This window comes from Flavobacterium glucosi (assembly GCF_048286535.1).
Lineage (GTDB): Bacteria > Bacteroidota > Bacteroidia > Flavobacteriales > Flavobacteriaceae > Flavobacterium.
In genome coordinates this window covers 91,139-116,076 of record NZ_JBLVPK010000003.1, presented here as the reverse complement: position 1 = coordinate 116,076, position 24,938 = coordinate 91,139, and the positions used below count along the sequence as shown (strand labels likewise).

Sequence of the window (24,938 nt, the reverse complement as noted above, 5' to 3'; positions counted from 1 at the left end):
AATTCATAATTTTTTAAAGCATCCCTTTCGTACTTGGCAAAATCATTTTCTCCGTATCGCGTTTTACAGCTACTTTTATTGCTTTTGCAAAAGCTTTAAAAATGGCTTCTATCTTGTGATGTTCGTTAGTTCCTTCCGCTTTTATATTAATGTTAGCTTTGGCCCCATCCGAGAAAGATTTGAAGAAATGATAAAACATCTCTGTTGGCATTTTTCCTACCATTTCTCGTTTAAATTCGGTTTCCCAAACCAACCAGTTTCTGCCTCCAAAATCAATCGCAACTTGCGCCAAACAATCGTCCATTGGCAAACAAAATCCGTAACGTTCGATACCTAATTTATTTCCTAATGCTTTTGCAAAAACTTCGCCAAGCGCAATTGCTGTATCTTCAATCGTGTGATGCTCATCCACTTCTAAATCTCCTTTTACAAGAATTTCCAAGTCCATTTGTCCGTGACGTGCGATTTGGTCCAGCATGTGGTCAAAAAAAGCGATTCCTGTTTCGATTTTACTTTTTCCGGTTCCGTCAAGGTTTAATTTGATGGAAATATCTGTCTCGTTGGTTTTTCTTTCTATGGAAGCAGAACGTTCCTCTAATTTCAAAAATTCATAAATTGTTTTCCAATCCGTAGTTTGTAAAGCAATAACAGAATCTAATTCGTGTCTTTTAGAAGAAATCTCATTCCCACCCAATTCTTCGTCCGTATTGATGAAAATCGCTTTTGAACCCAAGTTTTTTGCTAATTCAACATCTGTTATTCTATCACCTATTACGAATGAATTTTTCAAATCATACTCTGGATTATCAATGTATTTTGTCAACAAACCTAATGCTGGTTTGCGAGTTGGTGCATTTTCATGCGGAAATGTTTTGTCAATTAATACTGCTGTGAAAACAACGCCTTCATTTTCAAAAGCTTTCATAATTAAATTATGCACAGGCCAAAAGTTAATTTCTGGATGAGAATCAGTTCCCAAACCATCTTGATTGGTCACCATGACAAGTTCAAAATCCAGTTCCAAAGCAATTTTCCCAAGGTATTGAAACGCTTTAGGATAAAATTCTAATTTTTCGAAACTGTCTAATTGATAGTCATTTGGTTCCAAAACCATTGTTCCATCACGATCTATAAAAAGTATTTTTTTCATTAAAAAAAGTTTAAAGTTTAAGGTTTAAAGTTGTTTTAACACCTCAATTAATTTCATATTTTCTTGTGCTGTTCCAACGGTCAAACGCAAACAATTATCGCATAATGGTTGGGTTGTTCGGTTTCTAATGACGATTCCTTTTGCAATCAATTCATTATACCTTTTATTGGCATTATCTACTTTTATTAAAATAAAATTGGCTTCTGTCGGATAGATAATTTTCACGAAATTTACATCAAGTACTACTTTAAGTAACTTTTCTCTTTGTGCTATTATCGATTCAATTTCAGATTTTATTTTTTCTGAATCATCTAATCGGTCCAAAGCTCTTTTTTGAGTCAATTCATTCACATTGTACGGCGGTTTTATTTTATTTAAAACCGAAATTACTTCTGCGGATGCATAACAAATTCCCAATCTAATTCCGGCCAAACCATACGCTTTTGATAATGTTTGCGTAATCACTAAATTTGGATATTCATCTAATTCATTAATCCAGCTTTCTTTTTTTGAAAAGTCAATATACGCTTCGTCAATCACAACTAAACCTTTGAAGTTTTTCAACAAATAGGCCACGCTTTCATCTGAAAATGAATTGCCGGTTGGGTTATTTGGCGAACATAAAAAGATGATTTTAGTATGTTCATCAACAGCTAGCATGATTTTCTCAATTTGCGGTTGAAAATCTTCCGAAAGTAATATTTCTTTATTTTCAACTGCATTGATATTGGCCAGTACGCCATACATACCATACGTAGGTGGCAATGTGATTACGTTATCTGCTTTTGGTTCACAAAAAGCTCTGAATAATAAATCCAACACTTCATCACTTCCGTTACCCAATAAAATTTGATTCGTTTTGACATTTTTTTGTTTTGCCAAAATTCCTTTTACACTCATTTGTTGTGGATCAGGATATCTATTTACACCGTTTTCAAATGGATTTTCATTGGCATCCAAAAAAATCATATCCGCTGTATCAAAATCCTCAAATTCATCACGAGCCGAAGAATACGGTTTCAATTGCTTTACGTTTTCTCGGACCAAATTGTTTATATCGAAATTATTTCTCATTTTCAATCGCTTTTAATCGTAATGTAACTGCATTTTTGTGTGCTTGCAATCCTTCCGCTTCCGCCATGATTTCGATGGCTTTACCTATATTTTGTATCCCTTTTTTTGTTATTTTTTGAAAAGTCATGGCTTTCGTAAAACTATCCAGATTTACACCACTATAATTCTTGGCATAACCGTTAGTTGGTAAGGTATGATTGGTTCCTGAAGCGTAATCTCCAGCACTTTCAGGTGTATAATTTCCTATAAATACAGAACCGGCATTTTGAACGCCATTGCTATAAAAATCATCAAATTCTGAACAAATGATAAAATGTTCCGGTCCATATTCGTTGATTAATTCTAAAGCAATTTTATCATTTTCTACAAAAATTAATTTAGAATTGGCAATTGCTTTTTCAGCAATTGCTTTTCTTGGAAGTAAATCCATCTGAATTTGGATTTCTGTTTCTACAGCATTAATTAATTTTTTGGAAGTAGAAACTAAAATTACCTGACTGTCGGCCCCGTGTTCTGCTTGTGACAATAAATCCGAAGCTACAAAAGCAGGAACTGCAGTATCATCAGCAACAATCAATAATTCTGATGGACCGGCCGGCATATCGATTGCTACGCCAAATTGTGTTGCCAATTGTTTAGCCACGGTCACAAATTGATTTCCGGGTCCAAAGATTTTATATACTTTCGGAATTGTTTCCGTTCCAAAAGTCATTCCAGCGATAGCCTGAATTCCGCCAACTTTTAATATTTTAGTTACACCACATAAAGTTGCGGCGTACAAAATAGCGGGATTTATAGCTCCATTTTTATCTGGTGGTGAACATAAAACAATTTCATTGCAACCTGCAATTTCTGCAGGAACAGCCAGCATTAAAACAGTTGAAAACAAAGGTGCAGTTCCGCCAGGAATATACAATCCTATTTTTTGAATAGGTCTTTTTTCCTGCCAGCAGTTAACTCCTTCAGTTGTTTCTACAACAACCCTATCTGTTTTTTGAGCAATGTGGAATTTTGAAATATTAGATTTGGCTATTTCGATAGCTTCTTTCAACTCTGGAGAAACAGAAGCAATTGCCAAATCAATTTCAGCTTTAGAAACTTCAATGGTGTCGATTTTAGCACCATCAAAAAGTGACGTATATTTTGCAACAGCAACATCTCCTTTCTTTTGAACTTCATTGAAAATTTCTTTTACAGTGGCTTCAATATCATCAATAGTTTTGGTAGGACGCTCTAAAATAGAAGACCAAGATTCTGCTTTGGGATTGTATATTTTATTCATTTTTAATTGTATTCAAAGATTAAATAATTGAACTATTTCGTTTCTTAAACTCATAATTCATAACTTATAATTTAAAATTCTTACAGCACCATTTTTTCAATAGGACAAACCAAAATACCTTCGGCACCAACTTCTTTCAATTGATCAATAACATCCCAAAAAGTGTCTTTGTCGATTACAGAATGAACACTGCTCCATCCTTCTTGTGCCAATGGCAATACGGTTAAACTTCTTAATACAGGAAGAATTTTTCCAACAGCATCAATTTTGTCATTTGGAACATTCATCAAGATATATTTCGATTTTCTTGCTCTTAAAACGGATTCGATTCTGAATTTTAAGGTGTCAATTATTTTTTGAGATTCAGGACTTACTTTTGGAGAAACAGCCAAAACTGCTTCACTTTTAAAAATAACTTCAACCTCTTTCAGATTATTTTTAAACAATGTACTCCCGCTCGATACAATATCAACAATAGCATCGGCTAAACCAATGTTCGGGGCAATTTCTACCGAACCTGATATCTGGTGAATATCAACTGTTACTCCTTTAGAACTAAAAAAATCAAGAACTGTTTTAGGGTAAGAAGTTGCAATGCGCATACCGTCTAAATCTTGAACTGATTTGTAATTAAATGCTTTAGGTACTGCCACGGAAACTTTACATTTTGAAAAACCTAATTTTTGAATTACTTCAATATTGTTTCCTTTTTCAACTAATAAATTATCGCCAACAATAGCAATATCTACCACTCCATCTATCAGATATTGAGGGATATCTGAATTTCTTAAATATAAAACTTCTAAAGGGAAATTTGATGCTTCGGCTTTTAGCTGGTCGATACCGTTATCGATTGAAATACCTGCGTCTTTTAAGATTTGAATGCTGTCTTCGTTTAAACGTCCTGATTTTTGAATTGCAATTTTTAATGTACTCATTTTGTCTTTTTTGTTTTTGTTTAAAATATTTTGATTGAGTACAAATAGTGGGTAATAAAAAACCCGTTTGATGTACTCAAACGGGTTTTAGAATATGATGATTTACACACATATCATTAACACATCGCTTGAGAGCAATAATGAAAATGATGATGATGCAATTGATTTGTAAACATTTTGTGCGTATTTATTTTAAATAATTCTTTTGCAAATATAAGAGATAAATTCTTTAAAAAGCAATTTTTATTTTAACTTATAGTCATTAAATTGTTATAAATCACTTTTTCTCTTTTGTATTATTCAATTCTATTTCAGCAGAATTTGTATCATTTACAACTTCAACAGCACTATCTTCTCTAATTTCTGTATGACGAATTTTACCTCCGGAAGTCCCTACGTTTATTGATACAATTCCACTTATTAATGCTAGAATAAGCGTGATAATTGAAAACACTGTAGCTAATCGAAACTTTTTGATAGCGGCTATTAATGAAATCAATGAAAAAACTCCCGTTACATAAAGCACTAATGCAAATTTCTCTGCTAATTCTTCGTGTTCATGGATAATTGCTTTACCAATTTCTGGAAAATCCTCCACTATTTCTTCTGCTCCTTCTCCGGTAGACATACTTAAGATCCCAAAAATAGCAGTAATTATAAATAAAACATAGGCCGTATTTATTACTGAATTATTTTTTAATAGCAATCCAGTTACTAAAATTCCAATTCCAAAAAATGTTCCTATAATGGGAAAATGGTTTACTACCATGTGTAAATGAGCATCATTCATAATGTATTGTTTTAAAGTTTACTGTCGTTAGGCTAAATTATTTGAACAAATTATTTTTTTAGTATTCTGATCAGATTATAAATATAAGATTTTATTCCTCTAAATTTTTCATTTTCATCAAAAGTGAATAAGACCCTTTTATAACGATAGTAACGTTTTTTAAATCTTCTATGTTAACAATTTCTACATATCCATTTTCTGATATTCCGGTTGTAACTTCTTTCATTTCAAATTGTTTTTTTTCTTTAGCAACAAAAATATAATTCTTGTTTTCATAGCTCACAATAGCTTCTGATGGCAAAACATTTGATTGTTGACTTTTTAATTCTATTTCGGCATTCATATACATTCCAGGTAAAAGCGCTTTGTCGAAGTTTGTAAAATGGCAATGCATTTCAGTACTTCTGTTTTCGGAAAAATCTTTACCGATTAGAATAATTTTGCAATAATATTTTTTCTCCGGATTGGTATTGGTGTAAGCGACCACTGATTGGCCAATAGCCAGTTTATCGATGTCTTTTTCAAAAACGGTCAATGCCAAATGAATATCAGATGGATTAACAATCTCAAATAACACATCACTGGGGTTTACATATTTGCCAATATTTACATTTACTTTAGATACATAACCGCTTATTGGCGAATAAATATTGATGCTTTTTGAAATGTTCTTTGTAGAAACATTATTTGGATTTATGCCTGCAAATTTTAATTTCTCTCCATACGATTGCACCATTACCGATAGTGAGTTGTATTCTGATTGTGCTTGTTGATACACTTTATCGCTGCTGGCTTTGCTTCGGTTAAGTTCTTTTTGTCTTTCGAACTCGGATTTTGCATACCCAATTTTTGCTTTTGCCAAAAGGTAATCTTCTTGCAATTGAATGTACTGCTGGTCTTCAACAATACATAAAACTTGTCCTTTGGTAACATACATTCCTTCTAAAAGTTTGGTATATTTTAGATATCCTCCCATTGGTACACTTATAGAAACTAAATTTTGAGGTGGCACATCTATTTTTCCATTTAATTTTAAGGTAGATGAAACTTCTTTTTGCTCAATTTTACCTGTTTCAATACCTGCATTTTTTATTTGTGCATCGGTAAGTGTTGTTGCGTTTTCAATAGCTGGAGTAGCTTCGGGATCGATTTCTGTTTTTGTATTACCACACGAGTACAGAAAAAATAAACCTATTAAAGTAATTAATGTATTTTTCATTTATTTTGATATTAAATTTCCTAGTTTAAGAATTGTTTCATTGAATTTTCTAATTGTTTCAATGTAGTTACTTTGAATTTCTGTATTTTGATTTATCAACATTACCCACTCCAGATAATTGATGTCACCATTGATGAATTTATCATTAGCAGCTTTAGTTACTAAATCGACATTCTTTAATGCCTGAGTTTCATAATAAGCAATAGTTTTTTGGTTTTTTTTTGATTCTTGAATTAATTCATCATACTGACTTTGCAATTTTAATTTTTCATTAGTCAAATTATTTTCTACAATTTGACTGTTAATTTCTAATGCTTTCAGTCTGTTGTTTATGTTTGAATTAAAAAGTGGTAGCGCCACTCCAAATTGTCCGTAAAGGCCATTGTAGCCGTCTTGAAATACAGTATTTGTTTTGAATGTCTGCCAATAAACACCGCCTATTATTTCCGGTAATTTTTTAGATTTTTCAAGTGAAATTTCCGCTTTATTTCTATTTATTTCTTGCTCAAATAATTTTATACTGGGTTGATTAGCAATTGTATTTCCATCTAACACATCATTAAAATCCAATTTGTATTTATCTGAAACCGGGATAAAGTCTTTATCTGTGTTAAGGACATATTTGAATTGCAATTGCGTCATTTTATAGTCACTTTGTAATTCCAGAAGTTGAATCTTTATTTGTCCTGATTGGTTTTCTGCAGTCGCTTTTTCTAATATATTGCTTTCTCCTTTATCAAATCGAAGGTTTGATTTTCTTAAAAATTCGGAATAGATACTATCACTTTTAAGCAACAATTTTTCCTTTTCTTTTAGATACATCATTTCGTAAAATACTTTTGTCACTTGTATTGTCAGTTCCTTTTTTTGCAGAGCTTCATTCCATTGCCCTTTTTTGGCATCTTCTATTAATAATTGTTTCTGCCTTTTGTAAACTGTTGGAAATTTTATGTTTTGTGAAATGCCAATTTTTACATCATTCACATTACTGTTAAACTGACCGTACTCGCTAATAATTCCCGTGTTGGAAATATCATAGCCTGTTTTGGTCATTTTTTGTAAATATTCAGAATTTAATTTTCCGTTTTTTATTTTTATATTATTTGAAAGAGCCGTTTCAATCGCTTTCTCTAATGAAATTTTTTCCTGAGCATCTGCATTTTGAAAAGAAAAAAACAGTCCCAATATCATGATTGTTGTAATTGATTTTATCTTATTTGGTTTTAAATTAATTCCTTTTTCAAACATGATATATAATATTGGTAAAACAAATAATGTTAAGAACGTGGCAATCAGCAGGCCTCCAATTACGACAGTTGCCAAAGGTTTTTGTACTTCTGCACCAGAACCATTGCTTAATGCCATGGGTAAAAAACCTAATGATGCTACAAATGCCGTCATTAAAACTGGGCGTAAACGTATTTTGGTGCCTTGCAAAACAATCGCTTTTAAATCGGTTTCCCCCGATTTTCGAATGCTATTGAATTCTGCAATTAACACCAATCCATTCAGAACTGCTACCCCAAATAAGGCTATAAAACCAACTCCGGCACTGATGCTAAAAGGCATTCCCCGCATCGCTAAAAAGAAAATACCTCCAATTGCCGAAAGTGGAATTGCTGAATAAATCAATAGCCCTTGTTTTACGGAATTGAATGCAAAATAAAGCAAAATAAATATTAATAGTAATGAAACCGGAACTGCAATCATCAAACGATTTTTGGCTTCATTTAAGTTTTCAAAAGCTCCGCCATACGTCGGGTAGTAACCAACTGGAAATTTAATTTGAGCATCGACTCTGCCTTGTAATTCTTTTACAATACTTTGCACATCACGTCCCCGAACATTAAAACCAACTACAATCCTTCGTTTGGCGTCTTCTCTTTGTATCTGATTCGGACCTTCGGTAATTTCAACTTTCGCTAATTGAGATAAAGGAATTTGCAAACCCGTAGACGTTGAAATTAATAAATTTTGAACATCCGCCAAATCCTGCCGTTTTTCGCCTGTTAAACGAACAACTAAATCAAATCGTTTCTCCCCTTCATAAACAACGCCACTACTTTGTCCAGCAAATGCGGTGTTTACTATCCGATTAATATCTTCAATATTTAAACCATATTGCGCAATAGAAGCTCTGTTGTAGTCAATTACTATTTGAGGCATTCCAGTAACAGTTTCTACATAAAGGTCGGAAGTTCCTTCAACTGTATTTACAATTTTACCTAATTTATTGGCATACAAAGCCAGCGTGTCTAAATTTTCTCCAAATATTTTACACACTACATCTTGCCTTGCTCCAGTCATTAATTCATTAAAACGCATCTGAACCGGATATTGAAAACCATAAGAAACTCCCGGGACAGCTTCCAGTTCCTTTGCCATTTTTTCTGATAGTTCATCAAAAGTTTTGGCAGAAGTCCATTCGCTTTTGTCTTTTAAAATGATCATCATATCACTGGCATCAATGGGCATTGGATCGGTAGGTACTTCGCTACTTCCGGTTTTACCCACAATTTTCTCCACTTCGGGAAATTTTTCTATTAATATTTTTGCCCCCTGTGTAATGGCAGTCATTGAAGTTTGCAAATTACTTCCTGGCAAAACCCTTGTTTCTACAGCAAAATCTCCTTCTTCTAATGAGGGCATAAATTCGCCACCCATGAATGAAAGTGTAATCATCGCTAAAACAAACAATCCTACTGTTACAGCAATAATTGTTCTTGGAATTCCCAATGCTTTGTTCAGAAGGGGCTGGTAGAAATTTTCTAATTTCTCCATCATTCTATCTGAAAAAGTTTTTTTATGCGATATTTTTTTATTTAAAAATAAAGCGGTCATCATCGGAACATAAGTCAGTGACAATATAAAAGCACCAAACAGAGCAAATGCAATGGTTTGTGCCATTGGTAAAAACATTTTTCCTTCAATACCACGCAACGTAAAAATGGGAATGTATACGATCAATATAATCAATTCCCCAAAAACAGATACGTTACGCATTTTTATTGACGTTTTTAATACGGTGTTGTCCATTTCTTGTTGTGAAATTTGAGCAGTTTTCCTGCTGTGCAAACTAAACAAACACGCTTCCACAATAATAACGGCACCATCCACAATCAATCCAAAATCTAATGCTCCTAAACTCATTAAATTACCGCTCACCCCAAATATGTTCATCAATATGACTGCTATCAACATTGCCAAAGGAATAACTGACGCCACAATTAATCCTGCTCTTAAATTTCCTAAAAAGAAAATAAGAACAAAGAGAACGATCAATGCACCTTCTAATAAATTTTTTCCGACCGTTGAAATCGAATTATTCACCATTTTGGTACGGTCTAGAAAAGGTTCCAATATAACGCCTTCGGGTAATGTTTTTTCAATTTGGGCAATACGATCCTTAATGTTTTTAATAACCACATTACTATTGGCTCCTTTTAACATCATTACTACTGCGCCCGAAACTTCCCCGGATTGCACTCCTTTTTTATTAAAAGTCATTGCTCCGTAACGGATTGCACTACCAATACGAACATCAGCTACATCCCTAATAAATAAAGGACTACCGCTACTGGTGTTTTTAATAGCAATATCTTTTATATTTTCGATAGTATTAATTAATCCCTCGCTGCGGATGTATAAAACTTTAGGTCCTTTTTCGATATAAGCACCGCCTGTATTTTGATTGTTTTTTTCTAATGCTGTAAAAACATCTGTAATCGTGATATTATAGGATTGCAATTTATTTGGGTCAACGGCTATTTCAAATTGTTTCAATTTTCCACCAAAACTGCTTACTTCCGCTACTCCTTCAACGCTTAATAATTGCCGGCGAACAATCCAATCTTGAATGGTTCTTAACTCAGTTATATCGTATTTTTTTTCGTAACCGGGTTTGGTTCGTACCACATATTGATAAATTTCTCCTAGTCCTGTTGTCACCGGTGCAAGAACTGGATTTCCAATACCGGTGGGAATTTGGTCTTTAACAGCACTTAATCGTTCCGTTACTTGTTGTCTTGCCCAATACACATCTGTTGCATCATTAAAAACAATGGTAACCACTGATAAACCGAAACGAGAAAAACTTCGAATTTCTTTCAGTCCAGGAATATTACTGTTGGCTTGTTCTATTGGAAAGGTAATCAGTCTTTCAATATCGGTTGCACCCAACGATGGGGCTGAAGTAATTACCTGAACCTGATTATCTGTAATATCAGGAACGGCATCAATTGGTAATTTGGTAAATTGATAACTCCCATATCCTATGAGAGCCACAATGAAAAGACCAACGATAAGTTTATTTTTAATTGAAAATTCTATGATTTTATTCAGCATAATTTATAATTATTAATTATTTTTCTAGGAATATGCTGTAATACAAATAGTCATCATTGTATGTACGATGATGAATTGTAAAAGAGCACTAAAAAACAATCAACACTATTTTGGAGGTCTCCAAATAGAAAGTAAAACTCTTGAAGAAAAATAATTTTGTAAAAAAGCTGTTTTTTGTGGTTCTTTAAAATAATAGTTAGGAATAAATTTAAATAATTTTATTTCTAAGTTTAATGCTAAATTTTGATTAAACGAAAAGTCAGAATGATTATGGAAAGGTAAATCCCCATGTTCATCATGTTTCTCATCATGATGCTTGTTTAAATAATGATCAGTCAAGAAATGGACCAGAGTAACAGCTCTATGATTATGATTGTGTTTAACATAATGTGAAACCAAAACAGGTAAGCGCAAACTATCCTCAACAATAAAAGGAATCGTTAGTTGTAGGCAAATGATTAAAATTAGTATGTTTTTTAGAAATTTCACAAAACAAATGTAAGTACTTTTTTAGATTTTATTTTAAATGATTTGTTACACTACACTAAGATCCTGTGTATTAGATTTCTCGTTTTTAAAAAATATTAAATAAACTAGGTGTGCCTTATATTCATAACTTTATAGTAGTGTAAAAGCAATCAAATAAAGTATAAATGTAACCTATAAAATTAAGGATTTACTTAAGAATTACTTAAGGTCTGCTTTAGATAAACTTAATACAACCTGTGTTCCAATGCCTTCTTCACTGGTAATAGTAATATCAATATTAAGCAACGTACAGAGTCTTTTTACAATAGACAAACCCAATCCTGTTCCTTTTATTTCAGGATGTTCATTTGATTTTGAACGATAAAATTGATTAAAAATACTTTCTAAGTCCTCTTTTGGAATTCCAATTCCGGTATCAATGATATGGCATTCAATTTTAGAACCTATACTTTTTAAATTGACAGCTAAATTCCCGTTTTGATTTGAATATTTTAATGCGTTTGATATCAAATTATTAACAATAATTAAAAATAGGTAGCTATCCGTTTCTATGTAATAATCGCTTGTGAAATTTGTAGAAACACTAATATTTTTAGACTGAATCGCAGTGGAATTTCTGGCAATAGCATCTAAAAATATGGCGTTCAAATACACTTTTTCTATTTTTAAACTTTGTTTTTGATTTTCAAAGCGAGCCAATAAAAGCAACTGATCTACTAAATAGTTCAATCTGTCGACTTCTGTTACACAAAAATTAATTTTTTCTTCATATTCAGCAGGATTTCGAGGTTTTCGAATCAAAACTTCCAAGGTTCCTTTGATGACTGTTAAAGGCGTTCTTAATTCATGCGATGCATCCGATGTGAATTGTTTTTCACGTTCAATAGCCGTTTCTATTCGGTCTAATAAATTATTGATGGTTTGAGATAAAACAAATAATTCGTCACGGTTTTGTGGTAATGGAATTCTAGATGTCAGATTATCTTTAGTAATAATGTTTGACGTGGTAATTATAGAACTAATCGGTTTTATGCTCCTTCCAGCAATAAATCGGGCAATAAAGAAAAGTACTATTAGAATTAAAGGATAAACAATAAGCAAGACTTCAAATAAATTATTAAGTACCATTGTAGCATCTTCTAATGACATAGCAATTATGATGTACCCAATAATTTTAGTTTTTTCATAAATGGGAACCTGAATTTGTCGAATCGAATTATCGGCTAATTTGGTATCAAAAAGCTTGTTCTCCCCATTTTCTTTACGGAAGATTAAAGAGGATTTTTTTAGATTAGGTGATTTTTGAATCACATTTCTATTTTGATCAATAAACTGAATAAATACCGGATTTACATCCAGCGTATTGTGCTCCTGTTCTTTCCATTCTTCCTCATGGATCAAATGAAAACTATTGCCAACAATTTCAATTTCAGTAAGATGTTTCTCTACTTCACTGGTAATATCATTATTGACATGGCTGTAAACACTAAATTTAACAATAGAATAGATGATAAAGAAAACCACAAAAATCAATAAAGCTGTGGTAACAATATAATTAGAAGCAATTCTGTTTTTAAAGGAAAGTTGTTGTATTTTCATTTAGTCATTAGCAATATACCCTACACCACGAACCGTTTTTATGTAGTCTTGTTCTATTTTTAAATTTAATTTTTTGCGAATCGCATTCATAAAAACATCAATTACGCCGGTGTCATATTCAAAATGAATGTCCCAAACATCCTCAATAATCTGAGTTCTAGTACAAACTTTACCTTTATTTTTGACCAAATATTTTAATAAATCAAACTCACGTTGGGTCAAGTTTACTTCAACATCACTTACTAAAACACGATGTTTAGCAGTATCAATTTGAATTGTTCCAAGATTTAGAATTTCATCTTCATTTTGGTTTCTGAAATGAATTTTGATGCGTTCCAATAATTCATCAAAACTAAATGGTTTTTTGATATAATCATTGGCACCCGCTTTTAAACCTTCAATTGTTTCTTGCACCGTATCTTTGGCCGTCAAAAATAAGATTGGCGTATGACTGTTTTTCAATCGAATGGATTTGCAAAGTTCTAATCCGTTCATTTTAGGCAACATCCAATCTAATAATATCAAATCAAAATTGTTCTTTTGAGTCAGTTCAAACCCTTTTAAACCATCCGAAGCACTTGTGATTGTATAGCCTTCTTCTTCCAATCCTTGCTGAAGAAATTGAACAATACCAGCTTCATCTTCGACTATTAATATGTGCATGATTGTATGAATTTAGGTTTACTGCATTACAAATTTAAAGGCAATTGTACCAATATTAGCATTTAGATTATCACTTCTTTCATAATGATTGAATCTTAAATCAATATTTTTTAAACCAAATTTCCAAATTTTTGCACCGGTAAAAATATCAGTATAATTGATTCCAAAACCATATTGATTCGCATCAAATGTAGCCAAATCAGCATCAGAGGTATAAAATTTTTCTGTTGACAAATGGGTTTCATAAGAGGCATAATATTTTGAAGCAGTTTGAGAATAATAACGATACATTGGAAAAATGGTAAACCTGTCTGATAATTTTATAGGAAGTTCAATCGTTGCGGTATGCGACTGAATATCCCAATTATCAGAATAAAAACGATAATAGGTTCTCAATATAAATCGTTCATTAATGTAATAATTCAAACGTGCTCCAACAGGGATTTTAAATCTGGAATCCGGCAATCTTTCGATATCATCAGCCAGTTTATAAACTCCTGTATTAGTAGAACTTTCGTAAGTATTAATGTATTGTGGCTGACCGATGTAATAATTAGCTTTATCCGCAAAATAAATTCGGTGATACGGGGATGACAATAATCCTTGTTGCTGTAAAATATCAAAGAAGATTGAAAACTGTAGTTTTTTGGTTAAAACCTGAGAGAAACCAACAGAAGCCGAGTAGGAATTTCTATTTACAGCAGTAATGGGTTGAAATGCGGATGGTAAATAACTAGTAGTACCTTGTCCGTTTTGATCCAGAACAGTCACACCATTAAAATAGCCTTGATTTAAAAAATTAGCACCATATTTTGAAAATTCGTCAAGCTCCGTTGGATAAATAGGTCTCCATTGATCCAGATACACATTGGCTTTCAAGCTTAATTCAGTATTTTTTTCATTAAAAAGAGTCGCAATTCCTCCTCCAAAACCAACCGAAGTATAGTCGTATTCATTTGAAAAAGAAACATCCGAATTCCAAATAAAATTTCTGGAATCGCTGCTATGACTGTAATTAGCACCAACTGCTACTAATTGATCACTTCTTGAAGCTCCCGATGAAGCTTGCCATGGAGTTCCATTAGGTCCGTTTCCGTTGGGACTGCCTGAACTGGAAGCTCCAGTTGAATTAAACGGGTTGATATTGCTTGATGATGCTGATGAATAGGCTGATATCCCTAAATCAATTGTTAGTACATCATCTTCATTTAATGGCATTGCCACCACAATATTTGAGGCTACATCCGTTAATTTTTCAGAACCAATTCCTCCAGAAACGGCTGATTTTGATCCGTCTTGAACGTAATAACTAGCTAAAAAATCAACTTCAGTATTTTCTAATACTCGTTTTTTAAATGCTGCCGCAGTCGTTTTGTCTTGTGAAAAGGCAATGCTACTGATTAATATTAAAAGAAATAAAAAATTTATTTTCATTGTGTAGGAATTGCTATTTACTATCTAAATTGTTGTTTTGTAAATTAGTTGCAACCACAACCACCCCCTGATTTTCCTCCATTGGCTCCAGCGGCTGCTTCACGATATATTTGAAAAGAAGTTTCATATCGCTCTGCAGTTCTTGCAGATAGTTTCATATCAGGATCATTTATTTTTTCTTTTTCGTATTCTTTTACTGAACTACACGATTGTAAAATCAGCATTACAAAAAACAAAACCGGTATAGTCTTTATCATTTTGAATGTCTTTTATTAATTATATTTTTTGATGTCGATTCCTTTTGATGAATGGATTTTACCTTTATCATCAACAATAATACATTCAATCCCTTTAAGTTGATTGACTAAATCCAACCCTACTTCTACCCCGAGAACAAAAATTCCCGTAGCCAAAGCGTCAGCAACTTCCGTTTGCTTAGCAAAAACAGATACACTTACCACGCCAGTTGCGGGATAACCCGTTCTGGGATCTATAATATGTGAATAGCGTATCCCATTAAAAATAACATACTTTTCATAACTTCCCGAAGTTTCTACAGCACTGTCTTCTAATGGAAATGTGGCAAAAACTTTATTTTTATTCAAAGGGTTTACAATGCCTACATTCCACGGTTTTCCATCCGGTTGTTTTCCCCAAGCATTAATATCTCCCGAAACATTTACAATACCGGATTTGCAACCTTTTGAAAGCAACAAATCCTTAACTTTATCAGCAATATAGCCTTGGCCAATGCCGCCCAAACCCAATTTCATTCCTTCTGATTTAAGAAAAATAGTCTGATTTTTTTTGTCTAGAATAATATTTTTATAGCCAATTTTAGCTACAGATTTTTTTATTGCTTCTTCTGTTGGCATTACTTTCATTGAACCATCAAATTTCCAAATTTTGTCCATTGAAGCATACGAAATATCAAATGCTCCAGCAGTAATTTGAGAAATTTTAATCGCTCTTTCTACTAATTCAAAAACCTCGGCATTTACTTTTACAGGTTGAATACCTGCATTTTTATTGACTAGTGAGATTTGTGTAGTAGGAATCCAATCAGAAATTAAGTACTCAATGCGTCTGACTTCGGCTATAGCCAAATCAATATATTCATTGGCTTTAACCGTATCGTTTGCCACAGCCGTAACTTCAAAAGGACTTCCCAACATTGACAACTTCCTTTTATGGACAATCTGACCAAAAGAAAGAATCGATGTCAAAAATAAACAGAGTAGAATTGATTTTTGCATTATCTCTCAAATGAATGGATTAGTTCAATATACTTTGAAGGAGAGGTGTTTTTGAATCCTGTAATTCCTAATACACTACCTGTTTTATCTAAAAGTAAAACCAATGGAAAATTTCCTGATTTGTTGTATTGTTCCGCTAGTTTTTTATTGCTTTCTGACAATTCAGATGCTAACTGATTTACTTTTTTCTTTGGAAAATCAGCTTTGTAAATGACCCATTTTTGTTCCGCTTCTTTTTTAAATTCTTCAGATTTCCAAATAGTATTTTCTAATTTTATGCAGGGTGCACACCAATCTGATCCTGAAAAAACAAGAAGAATGTTTTTATTTTCCTGAAGCGCTTTGCTTCTTGCCTCTTCAAAATTTGTTGTCCAGTTCTGGGAATATCCAAATGTTCCTAAAAAGAGAAAAAAAATAAGCATGTGTTTTTTCATTAGAGTTCTATTTTAGAGCTGTAAAAGTATTTAATTCTTCTGTAGAAATACTTTCAAATGGTTAAAATTAAGTAAGAATTAATTATAGAACAGTACCAATTAATGTTTTTTAAAATTCAATTATCACAAGTTAAAAGAGATCAATTTTGTATTAACATTTAATTCCTTGATTACACATAAACAGTCAAAGTTGTTCCTGCTAATGTTGTCTTATATTCTTTTAAATTAGATGAGGCTGGACCACTTGTAACCACTCCTTTACTTGTAAATTGCGAATTGTGTCTTGGACAAACAAATTTATTCCCTCCTTCATCATAGTTGACAATAACTCCTTCATGCGGGCATGCCGCAGAAACTGCTAAAAATTCACCTGTACTAGTTCGTGCAATAATTATTCCTTTGGTCACTAGGAACCCACCGTTTGTAGCTAAAGTCCCCAAGCTTACATCAATTGTAAAATTTGAATTAGCTGTTGGCGCAGGAATACCAGCGTTTGTCCCTGATCCTGCATTGGTATCGTCTGAACTACAGCTCGTGGCTATACCTACAAGGCAAACCGGTAATAAAATAGTTGCTGCTCCAAACCCTGCTCTTGCAAAAAATTCTTTTCTGGTCATAATTATCTATGTATTAGGTTAGTTTGTTTTTATTTACGAAAAAAATCTAGCTATAGTTTTTCATTTAACTAAAAAATAAAAAAAAAATTACTCATAGCTTTAAAATATTAAGCAATTCTTAAAAATTAGTACTAAAGTTAATGTTTACTTTTACATTTAAATTTATTATTATTATTATTATTATTATTATGCAATTGTTTCAAAAAACTGCACCATTCTATTATTTACTGCTATTCTACACGACTGTAAGTTTTATTTCTAGAATTATTCTTTTATTCCACCCAATAACCCAGTCTGCGTTTACCGTTATTGATACCTTAACACTATTCGTATTTGGTTTTCTTTCTGATTTTTTTATTTTTATATTGATCAGTGTTTTTTTATGGTTATATCTAATTTTTATATCCAATGTAAAATATTCTAAACCCTACGGTTACATCATTTTTGGTTTATTTGTAGCATTGTTAATCTATGTTTCTTTTGGAAATACTATTCTCAATGAATATGGTGGTGCTTTGCCTAAAATTGGCATCATTTTTATAGCAATTAAAACAGTCTTATTTGGATTACTTCTTTTTTTGCCTAATTATCGAAACCAAATAAGATTGTGGCTGTTTTCCTTTGTCATCTTTCTTTATGTACTTTTAATTTTACAAAACGGGATTAGTGAATACTTTTTCTGGAATGAATTTGGTGTAAAATACAATTTCATAGCTGTAAATTACTTAGTTTATACTAATGAAGTTATTGGAAATATTATGCAGTCCTATCCCGTAATTCCACTTTTTTCCGGGCTCTTTATTATTGCAGCTTTGGTCACGTATTTCATTGTCAAAAGATCAAAAAAATATATTGAAAGTATTCCTACTTTAGTCGAAAAAATTAAAATTTCTGGAATTTATTTGATTCTTTTTGGGTTATCCTTATTAATTATCCCCATTTTATCTGCTAAAGAAAATTCTCAAAATATCTTCACAAATGAACTACAATCTAATGGTATTTATAAATTTTATTTGGCCTTTAAGAACAGCGAATTAGATTATTTTAAATTCTATAAAACAGTTCCCAATACACAAGCCTTTGCTCAATTAAAGAAACAAATTCCTTCCATTTCAGGAGAAACTACTTTAAGAGAAATAAAAAATGAAGCTGCTGAAAATCATAAAAATGTAGTACTAATTACTATTGAAAGTTACAGTGCCGAATTTATGAAGATGTATGGAAACGACAAAAAAATTACTCCTTTCTTAGACAGTCTGGCAAGCAAAAGTTTAGTTTTTACAAACCTATATTCTGTGGGAAACAGAACCGTTAGAGGTCTTGAAGCGGTTACTTTGTGTTTTCCTCCTACTGCCGGTGAAAGTGTGGTAAAAAGAAAAGACAATAAAAATAAGTTCTCAACTGGATCTGTCTTTAAACAAAAAGGATATACAGTAAAGTTTATGTATGGTGGAGATGCTTTTTTTGATAATATGGAAGATTTTTTTGTAGGTAATGGATACGAAATTGTAGATAAAAAAACATTTACTCCAAAAGAAATCACCTTTGATAATATTTGGGGAGTTTGTGATGAAGACATGTATAATAAAGCGATACAAGTAATGAACAAAGAAGCAACTGCAAAAAAGCCCTTCTTTAATCATATAATGACCGTAAGTAATCACAGACCATTTACCTATCCAAATGGTAAAATTGATATTCCAGGTGATGTAAAATCCCGTGACGGCGGTGTGAAATACACGGATTATGCAATGAAAAAATTCTTTGAAATGGCTAAAAAACAGCCTTGGTTTGCTAATACAGTTTTTATTATACTAGCAGATCATTGTGCTTCCAGCGCAGGAAAAACAGAACTTCCAGTAGACAAGTATAGAATTCCTGCCCTAATTTATAGTCCTGGTTTTGTAGAACCTAAAAAATATACTCAGTTAATGTCACAAATAGACATTATGCCAACGGTCTTTGGATTATTAAATTTTGATTACCAAAGTAAATTTTATGGTCAGGATGTACTAAAACCAGATTATAAACCTAGGGCTTTAATCGCAACGTATCAGGATTTAGGATTAATAAAGGATAATGTTTTAACGATTATTTCACCCAAACAAAAAGTAAAACAATTTCAATTAATTTTGAAGCCAAACCAGAAAGTAAGTTCTGATTTCCAAATTTTTTACGATCAGATCCTGTTGAGAAAAGAAAGAACAGATTTAGTAAACGAAACAATTTCTTATTATCAAACCGCCTCTGATATATTAAAGAAAAAAAACTATCAAAAAATTAATTAGCAAAAAAAACGGGTGAAATTTAAGTTTCACCCGTTTTTTAATTAAATTTATCCGTTATTCTTTTTCATTTATTAAACCAAAAAGAGACCCTTTTTCAAAAGTTTTTAAATCCTTTTTTAAGTTTTTACTGTTGCGTTTTGTAAGTTCTGCTGCATCAAGAGTACTTAAATCCGGTTTTCCTGCATTTACCCAAGCGGTATACCAAAAACTAGCAGTCGCAGTAATTGCTTTTTTCATTTGTTTTTCAACCATACCATTTAACTCCGTATGAAATTTACCTGCATATTCATCAGAATATTGCATGCCTCCGTATTTGTTTTTAACGACATTTCCTGCGACATCCGTTACATACATTTTGTTTTCAGCGGTTGTTGATCTTAGTTTTTTATCCGCTGCTAATAAAGGATCTACTAAACTGTGGGTATCAAAAATAATATTCCAAGTTGCTTTATCTACATTTTCTAAATATATAGCTTCCGGAACATTTAACTTATAATTTTTAACAAACAATTCAGGCAAACGACTTTCCCATAAAGAATGAATTCCTTTTTGATTCGTATTTTGACCATCATGATTATCAGAAGTATGCAACGGCATGTGTGCATCTGCAATGTAATGTCCTAAATCCCCTGCAATGAATAATATTTCATTTTTTCTTTTTTCTTTAAAAGCTTTAGTCAATTTGACCATCATATCCTGAATGTACCACGGTAAAATCCCGTTTTTAGTCAAAAACTTCTCATCATATTTTAACTTTGCTTCTTCCATTGTTTTAGGCAATGTTTCTACTGCGCCAAAATTCTCCATGTCAAAATAATGACGAGGGGCTTCAGCTTTGTCGTTTAAAACATTTCTTCTTAAATCTGGGACAGTAGATTCTTGAGTGATAAAATCAATATGATTGTAAAAAAAAGTCTGTAATGGTTTTGGCAGTGCCATTACCGCTGCTCTGTTGATTCGTTCATGTCCAATAACTCCCCATGACAAAAAGACAAAAGCAACTCCAAGAGTAGATAACGCAATAAGTGTAGGTCTAATTTTAAAATTTTTCATTAAATTTATTTTTTTGAAGTACAAATGTATTTCTTTAAATCGTTATTAGGAAAAATTGGGTTTAAGATTCTGTTAATAAAAAAAAAGAAAACTAAAAATATGTTTTCGATAGTAAGGAAAAAGAGCAGTTTTCATCATTTACGTTTGTCCACGCTATCGTTTTTGTTGCGGCAACTTTTTTATTGTTTGCGCTTTTGTATGATTATATCCAATTGCAATTTCATGTGATCAAACGAAAACCTTTTCATCATAAAACTATATTAGATAAATAATCGAGACCAAAGTTGCGGTTGCGATGAATGTCCAAAGCAACACTCCCTGCGCAAGGGGTTTCAATCCCACCGATTTTAAAACAGTGCTGTTTAATCCGGCTCCAATCAGAAACAAAGTCACTGTCAAACCTATTTTGGAAACTGAAACTAAAGGTGGTGTTATGCTCTTCATTTGTGGCAGATAGGTATTAGCAATCATCGCCAAAATAAACAATCCGATAAAATAAGGAATTTTTATTTTTCCAGATTTATTTTTAAAAATAAATGCCGTAATCAATGCTACAGGAATAATCCATAACGCTCGGGCTAATTTTACCGTTGTGGCTATTTGTAACGCTTCAGGACCGAATTTACTCGCTGCTCCTACCACAGAACTCGTATCATGAATGGCAATGGCACACCATAATCCAAACTCTTTTTGCGATAAATCCAACCAATGCCCCACGGCAGGAAATAAAAACAGTGCCACCGAATTCAGAATAAAGATCACTCCCAACGCAATTGAGGTTTGCTTTTCGTTGGATTGGATTACGGGAGCAATAGCAGCAATGGCACTTCCGCCACAAATGGCAGTACCACAAGAAATTAAATGAGATGTTTTCTTTTCGGTTTTAAACCATTTTCCAAGAAAAGTTCCTAAAATTATAGTGCTCACAATAGAAACAATCGTAAACAAAAAGCCCTCTTTACCGGCTGAAACTGCACTGTGAACATTCATTCCAAATCCTAAACCAACCACTGAAAATTGCAACAAATAATTGGTTGCTTTATGATTCAATTCTAAAAAAGGATGTCCAAAAAGGTTGGCGACAATCAATCCCAATACTAAAGCAATTGGCGGAGAAACAAAAATGGTAGTACAAAACAATAGCAAAACAACAAAAATGAGTTGCTGCAATGTGGAGTTTACTTTTAAAAAAATAAAAGATTCTTTTTGAATTACTTTTTGATCCGTTTCCAATGTAAAGTGGTTGAATTATTACACTACAAAGGTGGAGCGATAAATCTATTTACACCAATCGCAAATTACAATCTGTTATAACTTTAAATTATAATGATTAGAAATATTCTGGATAAACAAATCCGATAGTGAATCCGTTTTTCCTTGTAACGTAATAACATAAAAGAAACGTTCTATAATCAGGTCTTTAATGTCTAATATAGCCAATTCATTGTTTTTAAGTTCTTTTTCTATCGCATGAATGGATATAAAAGCCACACAGTCTGAGTTCATTAAATAGGATTTTATACTTTCAGTACTTCCTAATTGCATTTCGATTTGTAGTTCTGACATTTTAATTTCAAATGGTTTTAACGCATGTTCAATAACTTCAAGTGTTCCTGAACCTTGTTCCCGCATTAAAAAATGCATCTTTTTAAGCTCATCCAGCGTCACTTCATCAAGACTGACTAATGGATTGGAAGTCTTACAGACTAAAACCAATTCGTCTTTTAAAAACTCAGTATATTTAATTGACTTATTTTTTGATTGTCCTTCAACTATTCCTATTTCAATTTCCTGTTTTAATAAAGCATTTTCTATTTGTTCCGTATTTCCATTCAGTAAATTCACTTTTACATCTTGTAATTTTTGATGGAAACGGGCCAAAAGTGGCGGAATTATATACTGAGAAATCGTTGTACTGGCTCCTAATCGCAACAATCCAGAGCGTTGATTAATGAGTGTGCTCATATCAAAATCGATCTCACGGTATACTTCGAAAATGTTTTTTGTGTGTTTTAATAATACTTCACCGGCAGTTGTCAGTGCTGTTTTAGAACCATTTCTATTAAATAATTTAATTTTATATTGCTCTTCTAATTCCTGAATATGTTTAGAAATCGCAGGTTGCGTAATAAACAATTCTGTTGCAGCTTTTGTAAAACTCAAACGGTTGGCAACGGTATAAAATACTTTCAGTCTAAAATCCATGTTGTTTAATTGTATTACAATAATCCATTGTATTTTCGAACAAACCATTCGGTCGCCAGCAAAATTGAAATTAAAACCAGTAACCAAATCCAATCAATCAAAGGAGTTTTAGTAACAATGTTCTTCTCTATCGCTTTATATTCCTCATTTTCCAAAAGCGTTTTAATCAATCTATCAACTTGATCCGGAAAAAATGCTTTTCCTTGTGTTTGGGTAGCTAATTGTGTCAGTTTTTCCACATCGGGATTGACAAATTGTTTTTCGATATCAAAATCAAGAATTTCAAAACTACTGGAATACGTCGTTTTAGAATTCAGTTCTTTCACCGTAAAAGTATAAGGACCCGCTTTCAATCCGTCAAGATTGACTTTATAAGAATTATTTCCTTTTAATAAATCGTAGTTTTTTGTTTGCTTGTTTTTAGTGTTAGTTACCGCAATAGTCAAACGAGCCTTTTCATCAAACTCATAATTTTTATTGAAAAATTGCGCTGTTATTTTAATGGCTTCACCAGAATTATAAAAACTTTCATGCTCAACAACTAATGATTTTTTAGAATTATTAGAAGCCAAAAACTGAATAATCTTGTCGATGAAAACATCATATTTTTCAAATGATTGATTATTGACATGCGTTTGCAAACGCCATTTCCAACTATTTTCTCCCAAAAGATAAGCGGCTCGTTTACCTTGATTTTCTATAAAAACCAACAAAGGTGAATTGGTATCTATTGTTCTAATTTTGGATGAAAGCAAAACAGACACCGAACCTTTTGTAGTTACAGTTCCAAAAGCATTTTGTAAAGGCGGTAAATTTTCAAACCCGATATTGTCAGCTGCAAACAAGTTAAACTGCCCATTAAAAACCGACAAATAATCTTCTTTTTGTCCACTCATTTTAAAGCCCAAATTATCCTGCTGCTGGTTCAGAAAATTAAAATCGGTGTTGTTTCCAGTAATAATAAATGTATTGATTCCAGCATCTTTATTATTTTCAAAAATAGTTTTAAATTCAGTTGTTGGCTGGTATAAAATTAAAACATTAAAATCCTGCAATGTTTTGATTTCATTTGGTTTAACAATTGTTACTTTACGTTGCACATTAGACTCGATAGCTCTTTTTAGCGCACCTAAATCAGGATGATTTATAGCAGAAACTATGGCAATATTTGTTTTTTGATCTATAATTTCAACCGCAAAATTCTTGGTGTTATTATACGTATTTTTTTCCTTTTCTTTTGATGCGATAGTAGCTTTAAAAACCTGTAATCCTATTTTATCAGCTGGTAGAAGTACGCTTATTGTTGCTGATTTCCTGGAAGGTGAAAAGGAAATCGATTGTTTACTGAATACTAAATTTCCTTGTGAAATGACAAAATCAGCTGTTATACTTTTAGTTCCTGAATATTGTAAAAAAGCTTCTACAGGAAATTTATTTTTGTGAAAAGCATATTTATTAACGTTGAGCTGATTGATCTTAAAATCTAAAAAAGTTGTTGTATCCCCTATAATTACTGGATATACTTTATTCGCAGCATCGAAACTATAACTGTAATCATTCCCGGACGTTTGGTTTCCATCCGTAATTATAACTGTTGGATAGATTGCGTTTTTATAAATGCTTTTTAGATTTTTGGCAACAACATCAATATTAGTTTGAGTTCCTTTAAAATCAAATGTTTCAGCCGGTTCAAAATCATCTGAAAACTGATACAATTGCACATCGAATTTCTCTTGTAAATCCGAGTTTGATTGTATTTTTTTATACAATTCTAATGCTTTTTCATTGGCATTCAAAAAAGAAATAGAACTCGAATTATCAACAACAATCGGCAAAGGTGTTTTTACGGTTTCTAAGGTGTTTTTAGTCAGTATTGGATTAATCAATAACAATAATATTCCAAAAATGGATGAAAAACGCAAAAAAGCCAAAAACCAACCGATTTTCGATTTGTTTTTGGCTTTGTAGATATATTGAAAAAACGACAAACCGCCAGCTATTAGTAATGAAAGAAGTAATAATAGCAAGGTAGTTGTTGTCATTCTCTTTTTATTTTTAATGATAAATTTTAAATTTTGAATTATTGACCATTTATAATTCAAC

20 protein-coding genes are annotated in these 24,938 nt (G+C 32.2%); 1 reads left to right on the top strand and 19 read right to left on the bottom strand.

Going from position 1 to position 24,938, the window contains the following annotated elements; genetic code table 11:
* Positions 1-13 precede the first annotated feature (13 nt).
* The 15 genes from hisB to ACNQGD_RS06275 form a co-directional block, all read right to left on the bottom strand.
* The gene (hisB, locus tag ACNQGD_RS06345; RefSeq protein ID WP_417993451.1) at positions 14-1,150 is read right to left on the bottom strand and encodes a bifunctional histidinol-phosphatase/imidazoleglycerol-phosphate dehydratase HisB; all 1,137 of its coding nucleotides are present in this window, start codon (positions 1,148-1,150) and stop codon (positions 14-16) included.
* Positions 1,151-1,174: 24 nt separating this feature from the next.
* On the bottom strand, positions 1,175-2,224 hold the full coding sequence (gene hisC, locus ACNQGD_RS06340) for a histidinol-phosphate transaminase (protein WP_417998702.1): 1,050 nt from the start codon (positions 2,222-2,224) through the stop codon (positions 1,175-1,177).
* The gene (gene hisD, locus ACNQGD_RS06335) at positions 2,214-3,506 is read right to left on the bottom strand and encodes a histidinol dehydrogenase (protein WP_417998701.1); all 1,293 of its coding nucleotides are present in this window, start codon (positions 3,504-3,506) and stop codon (positions 2,214-2,216) included. Before hisD ends, hisC begins: the two co-directional genes overlap by 11 nt.
* 80 nt (positions 3,507-3,586) lie before the next feature.
* Positions 3,587-4,444: an ATP phosphoribosyltransferase gene (hisG, locus tag ACNQGD_RS06330; RefSeq protein ID WP_417996323.1), complete on the bottom strand. Its 858-nt coding sequence runs from the start codon at positions 4,442-4,444 to the stop codon at positions 3,587-3,589.
* 277 nt (positions 4,445-4,721) lie between these two features.
* Complete coding sequence (locus ACNQGD_RS06325) at positions 4,722-5,234, bottom strand: hypothetical protein (RefSeq protein ID WP_417998700.1); 513 nt, start codon at positions 5,232-5,234, stop codon at positions 4,722-4,724.
* Positions 5,235-5,325: 91 nt separating this feature from the next.
* Positions 5,326-6,453, bottom strand: a complete 1,128-nt coding sequence (locus tag ACNQGD_RS06320; protein WP_417993456.1) for an efflux RND transporter periplasmic adaptor subunit — start codon at positions 6,451-6,453, stop codon at positions 5,326-5,328.
* Positions 6,454-10,797, bottom strand: a complete 4,344-nt coding sequence (locus tag ACNQGD_RS06315) for a CusA/CzcA family heavy metal efflux RND transporter (protein ID WP_417998699.1) — start codon at positions 10,795-10,797, stop codon at positions 6,454-6,456. It lies immediately after the preceding gene.
* Positions 10,798-10,902: 105 nt separating this feature from the next.
* Entirely contained in the window at positions 10,903-11,286 is a 384-nt protein-coding gene (locus ACNQGD_RS06310) for a hypothetical protein (RefSeq protein WP_417998698.1), read from the bottom strand.
* Positions 11,287-11,484: 198 nt separating this feature from the next.
* Positions 11,485-12,885: a sensor histidine kinase gene (locus ACNQGD_RS06305; RefSeq protein ID WP_417998697.1), complete on the bottom strand. Its 1,401-nt coding sequence runs from the start codon at positions 12,883-12,885 to the stop codon at positions 11,485-11,487.
* Positions 12,886-13,548 (bottom strand): response regulator transcription factor, encoded by a 663-nt coding sequence (locus ACNQGD_RS06300; RefSeq protein WP_417993460.1) that lies wholly within the window; start codon positions 13,546-13,548, stop codon positions 12,886-12,888. It lies immediately after the preceding gene.
* 18 nt (positions 13,549-13,566) lie between these two features.
* Positions 13,567-14,982, bottom strand: coding sequence for a DUF3570 domain-containing protein (locus tag ACNQGD_RS06295; RefSeq protein WP_417998696.1), 1,416 nt, complete (start codon positions 14,980-14,982; stop codon positions 13,567-13,569).
* 44 nt (positions 14,983-15,026) lie between these two features.
* Entirely contained in the window at positions 15,027-15,239 is a 213-nt protein-coding gene (locus ACNQGD_RS06290) for a DUF4266 domain-containing protein (RefSeq protein ID WP_417996330.1), read from the bottom strand.
* 15 nt (positions 15,240-15,254) lie between these two features.
* Positions 15,255-16,238 carry an FAD:protein FMN transferase gene (locus ACNQGD_RS06285; RefSeq protein ID WP_417998695.1) on the bottom strand — a complete coding sequence of 328 codons (984 nt, stop codon included), beginning with the start codon at positions 16,236-16,238 and terminating at the stop codon, positions 15,255-15,257.
* Positions 16,238-16,672 (bottom strand): thioredoxin family protein, encoded by a 435-nt coding sequence (locus tag ACNQGD_RS06280; RefSeq protein WP_417998694.1) that lies wholly within the window; start codon positions 16,670-16,672, stop codon positions 16,238-16,240. Before ACNQGD_RS06280 ends, ACNQGD_RS06285 begins: the two co-directional genes overlap by 1 nt.
* 170 nt (positions 16,673-16,842) lie before the next feature.
* Positions 16,843-17,289 (bottom strand): QcrA and Rieske domain-containing protein, encoded by a 447-nt coding sequence (locus ACNQGD_RS06275; RefSeq protein WP_417998693.1) that lies wholly within the window; start codon positions 17,287-17,289, stop codon positions 16,843-16,845.
* 188 nt (positions 17,290-17,477) lie between these two features.
* On the opposite strand from ACNQGD_RS06275, the gene ACNQGD_RS06270 reads away from it, so the two are divergent.
* Positions 17,478-19,577: an LTA synthase family protein gene (locus ACNQGD_RS06270; RefSeq protein ID WP_417998937.1), complete on the top strand. Its 2,100-nt coding sequence runs from the start codon at positions 17,478-17,480 to the stop codon at positions 19,575-19,577.
* 54 nt (positions 19,578-19,631) lie between these two features.
* On the opposite strand, the gene ACNQGD_RS06265 is transcribed toward ACNQGD_RS06270, so the two are convergent.
* The 4 genes from ACNQGD_RS06265 to ACNQGD_RS06250 form a co-directional block, all read right to left on the bottom strand.
* A complete protein-coding gene (locus ACNQGD_RS06265) occupies positions 19,632-20,630 on the bottom strand; it encodes a zinc dependent phospholipase C family protein (protein WP_417998692.1) in 999 nt (332 codons plus the stop codon).
* A 255-nt stretch (positions 20,631-20,885) separates the two neighbouring features.
* The gene (locus ACNQGD_RS06260; RefSeq protein WP_417998691.1) at positions 20,886-21,863 is read right to left on the bottom strand and encodes a YeiH family protein; all 978 of its coding nucleotides are present in this window, start codon (positions 21,861-21,863) and stop codon (positions 20,886-20,888) included.
* A gap of 75 nt (positions 21,864-21,938) precedes the next feature.
* Complete coding sequence (locus tag ACNQGD_RS06255; RefSeq protein WP_417998690.1) at positions 21,939-22,835, bottom strand: LysR family transcriptional regulator; 897 nt, start codon at positions 22,833-22,835, stop codon at positions 21,939-21,941.
* A 14-nt stretch (positions 22,836-22,849) separates the two neighbouring features.
* Positions 22,850-24,877: a hypothetical protein gene (locus ACNQGD_RS06250; protein ID WP_417998689.1), complete on the bottom strand. Its 2,028-nt coding sequence runs from the start codon at positions 24,875-24,877 to the stop codon at positions 22,850-22,852.
* Positions 24,878-24,938 lie beyond the last annotated feature (61 nt).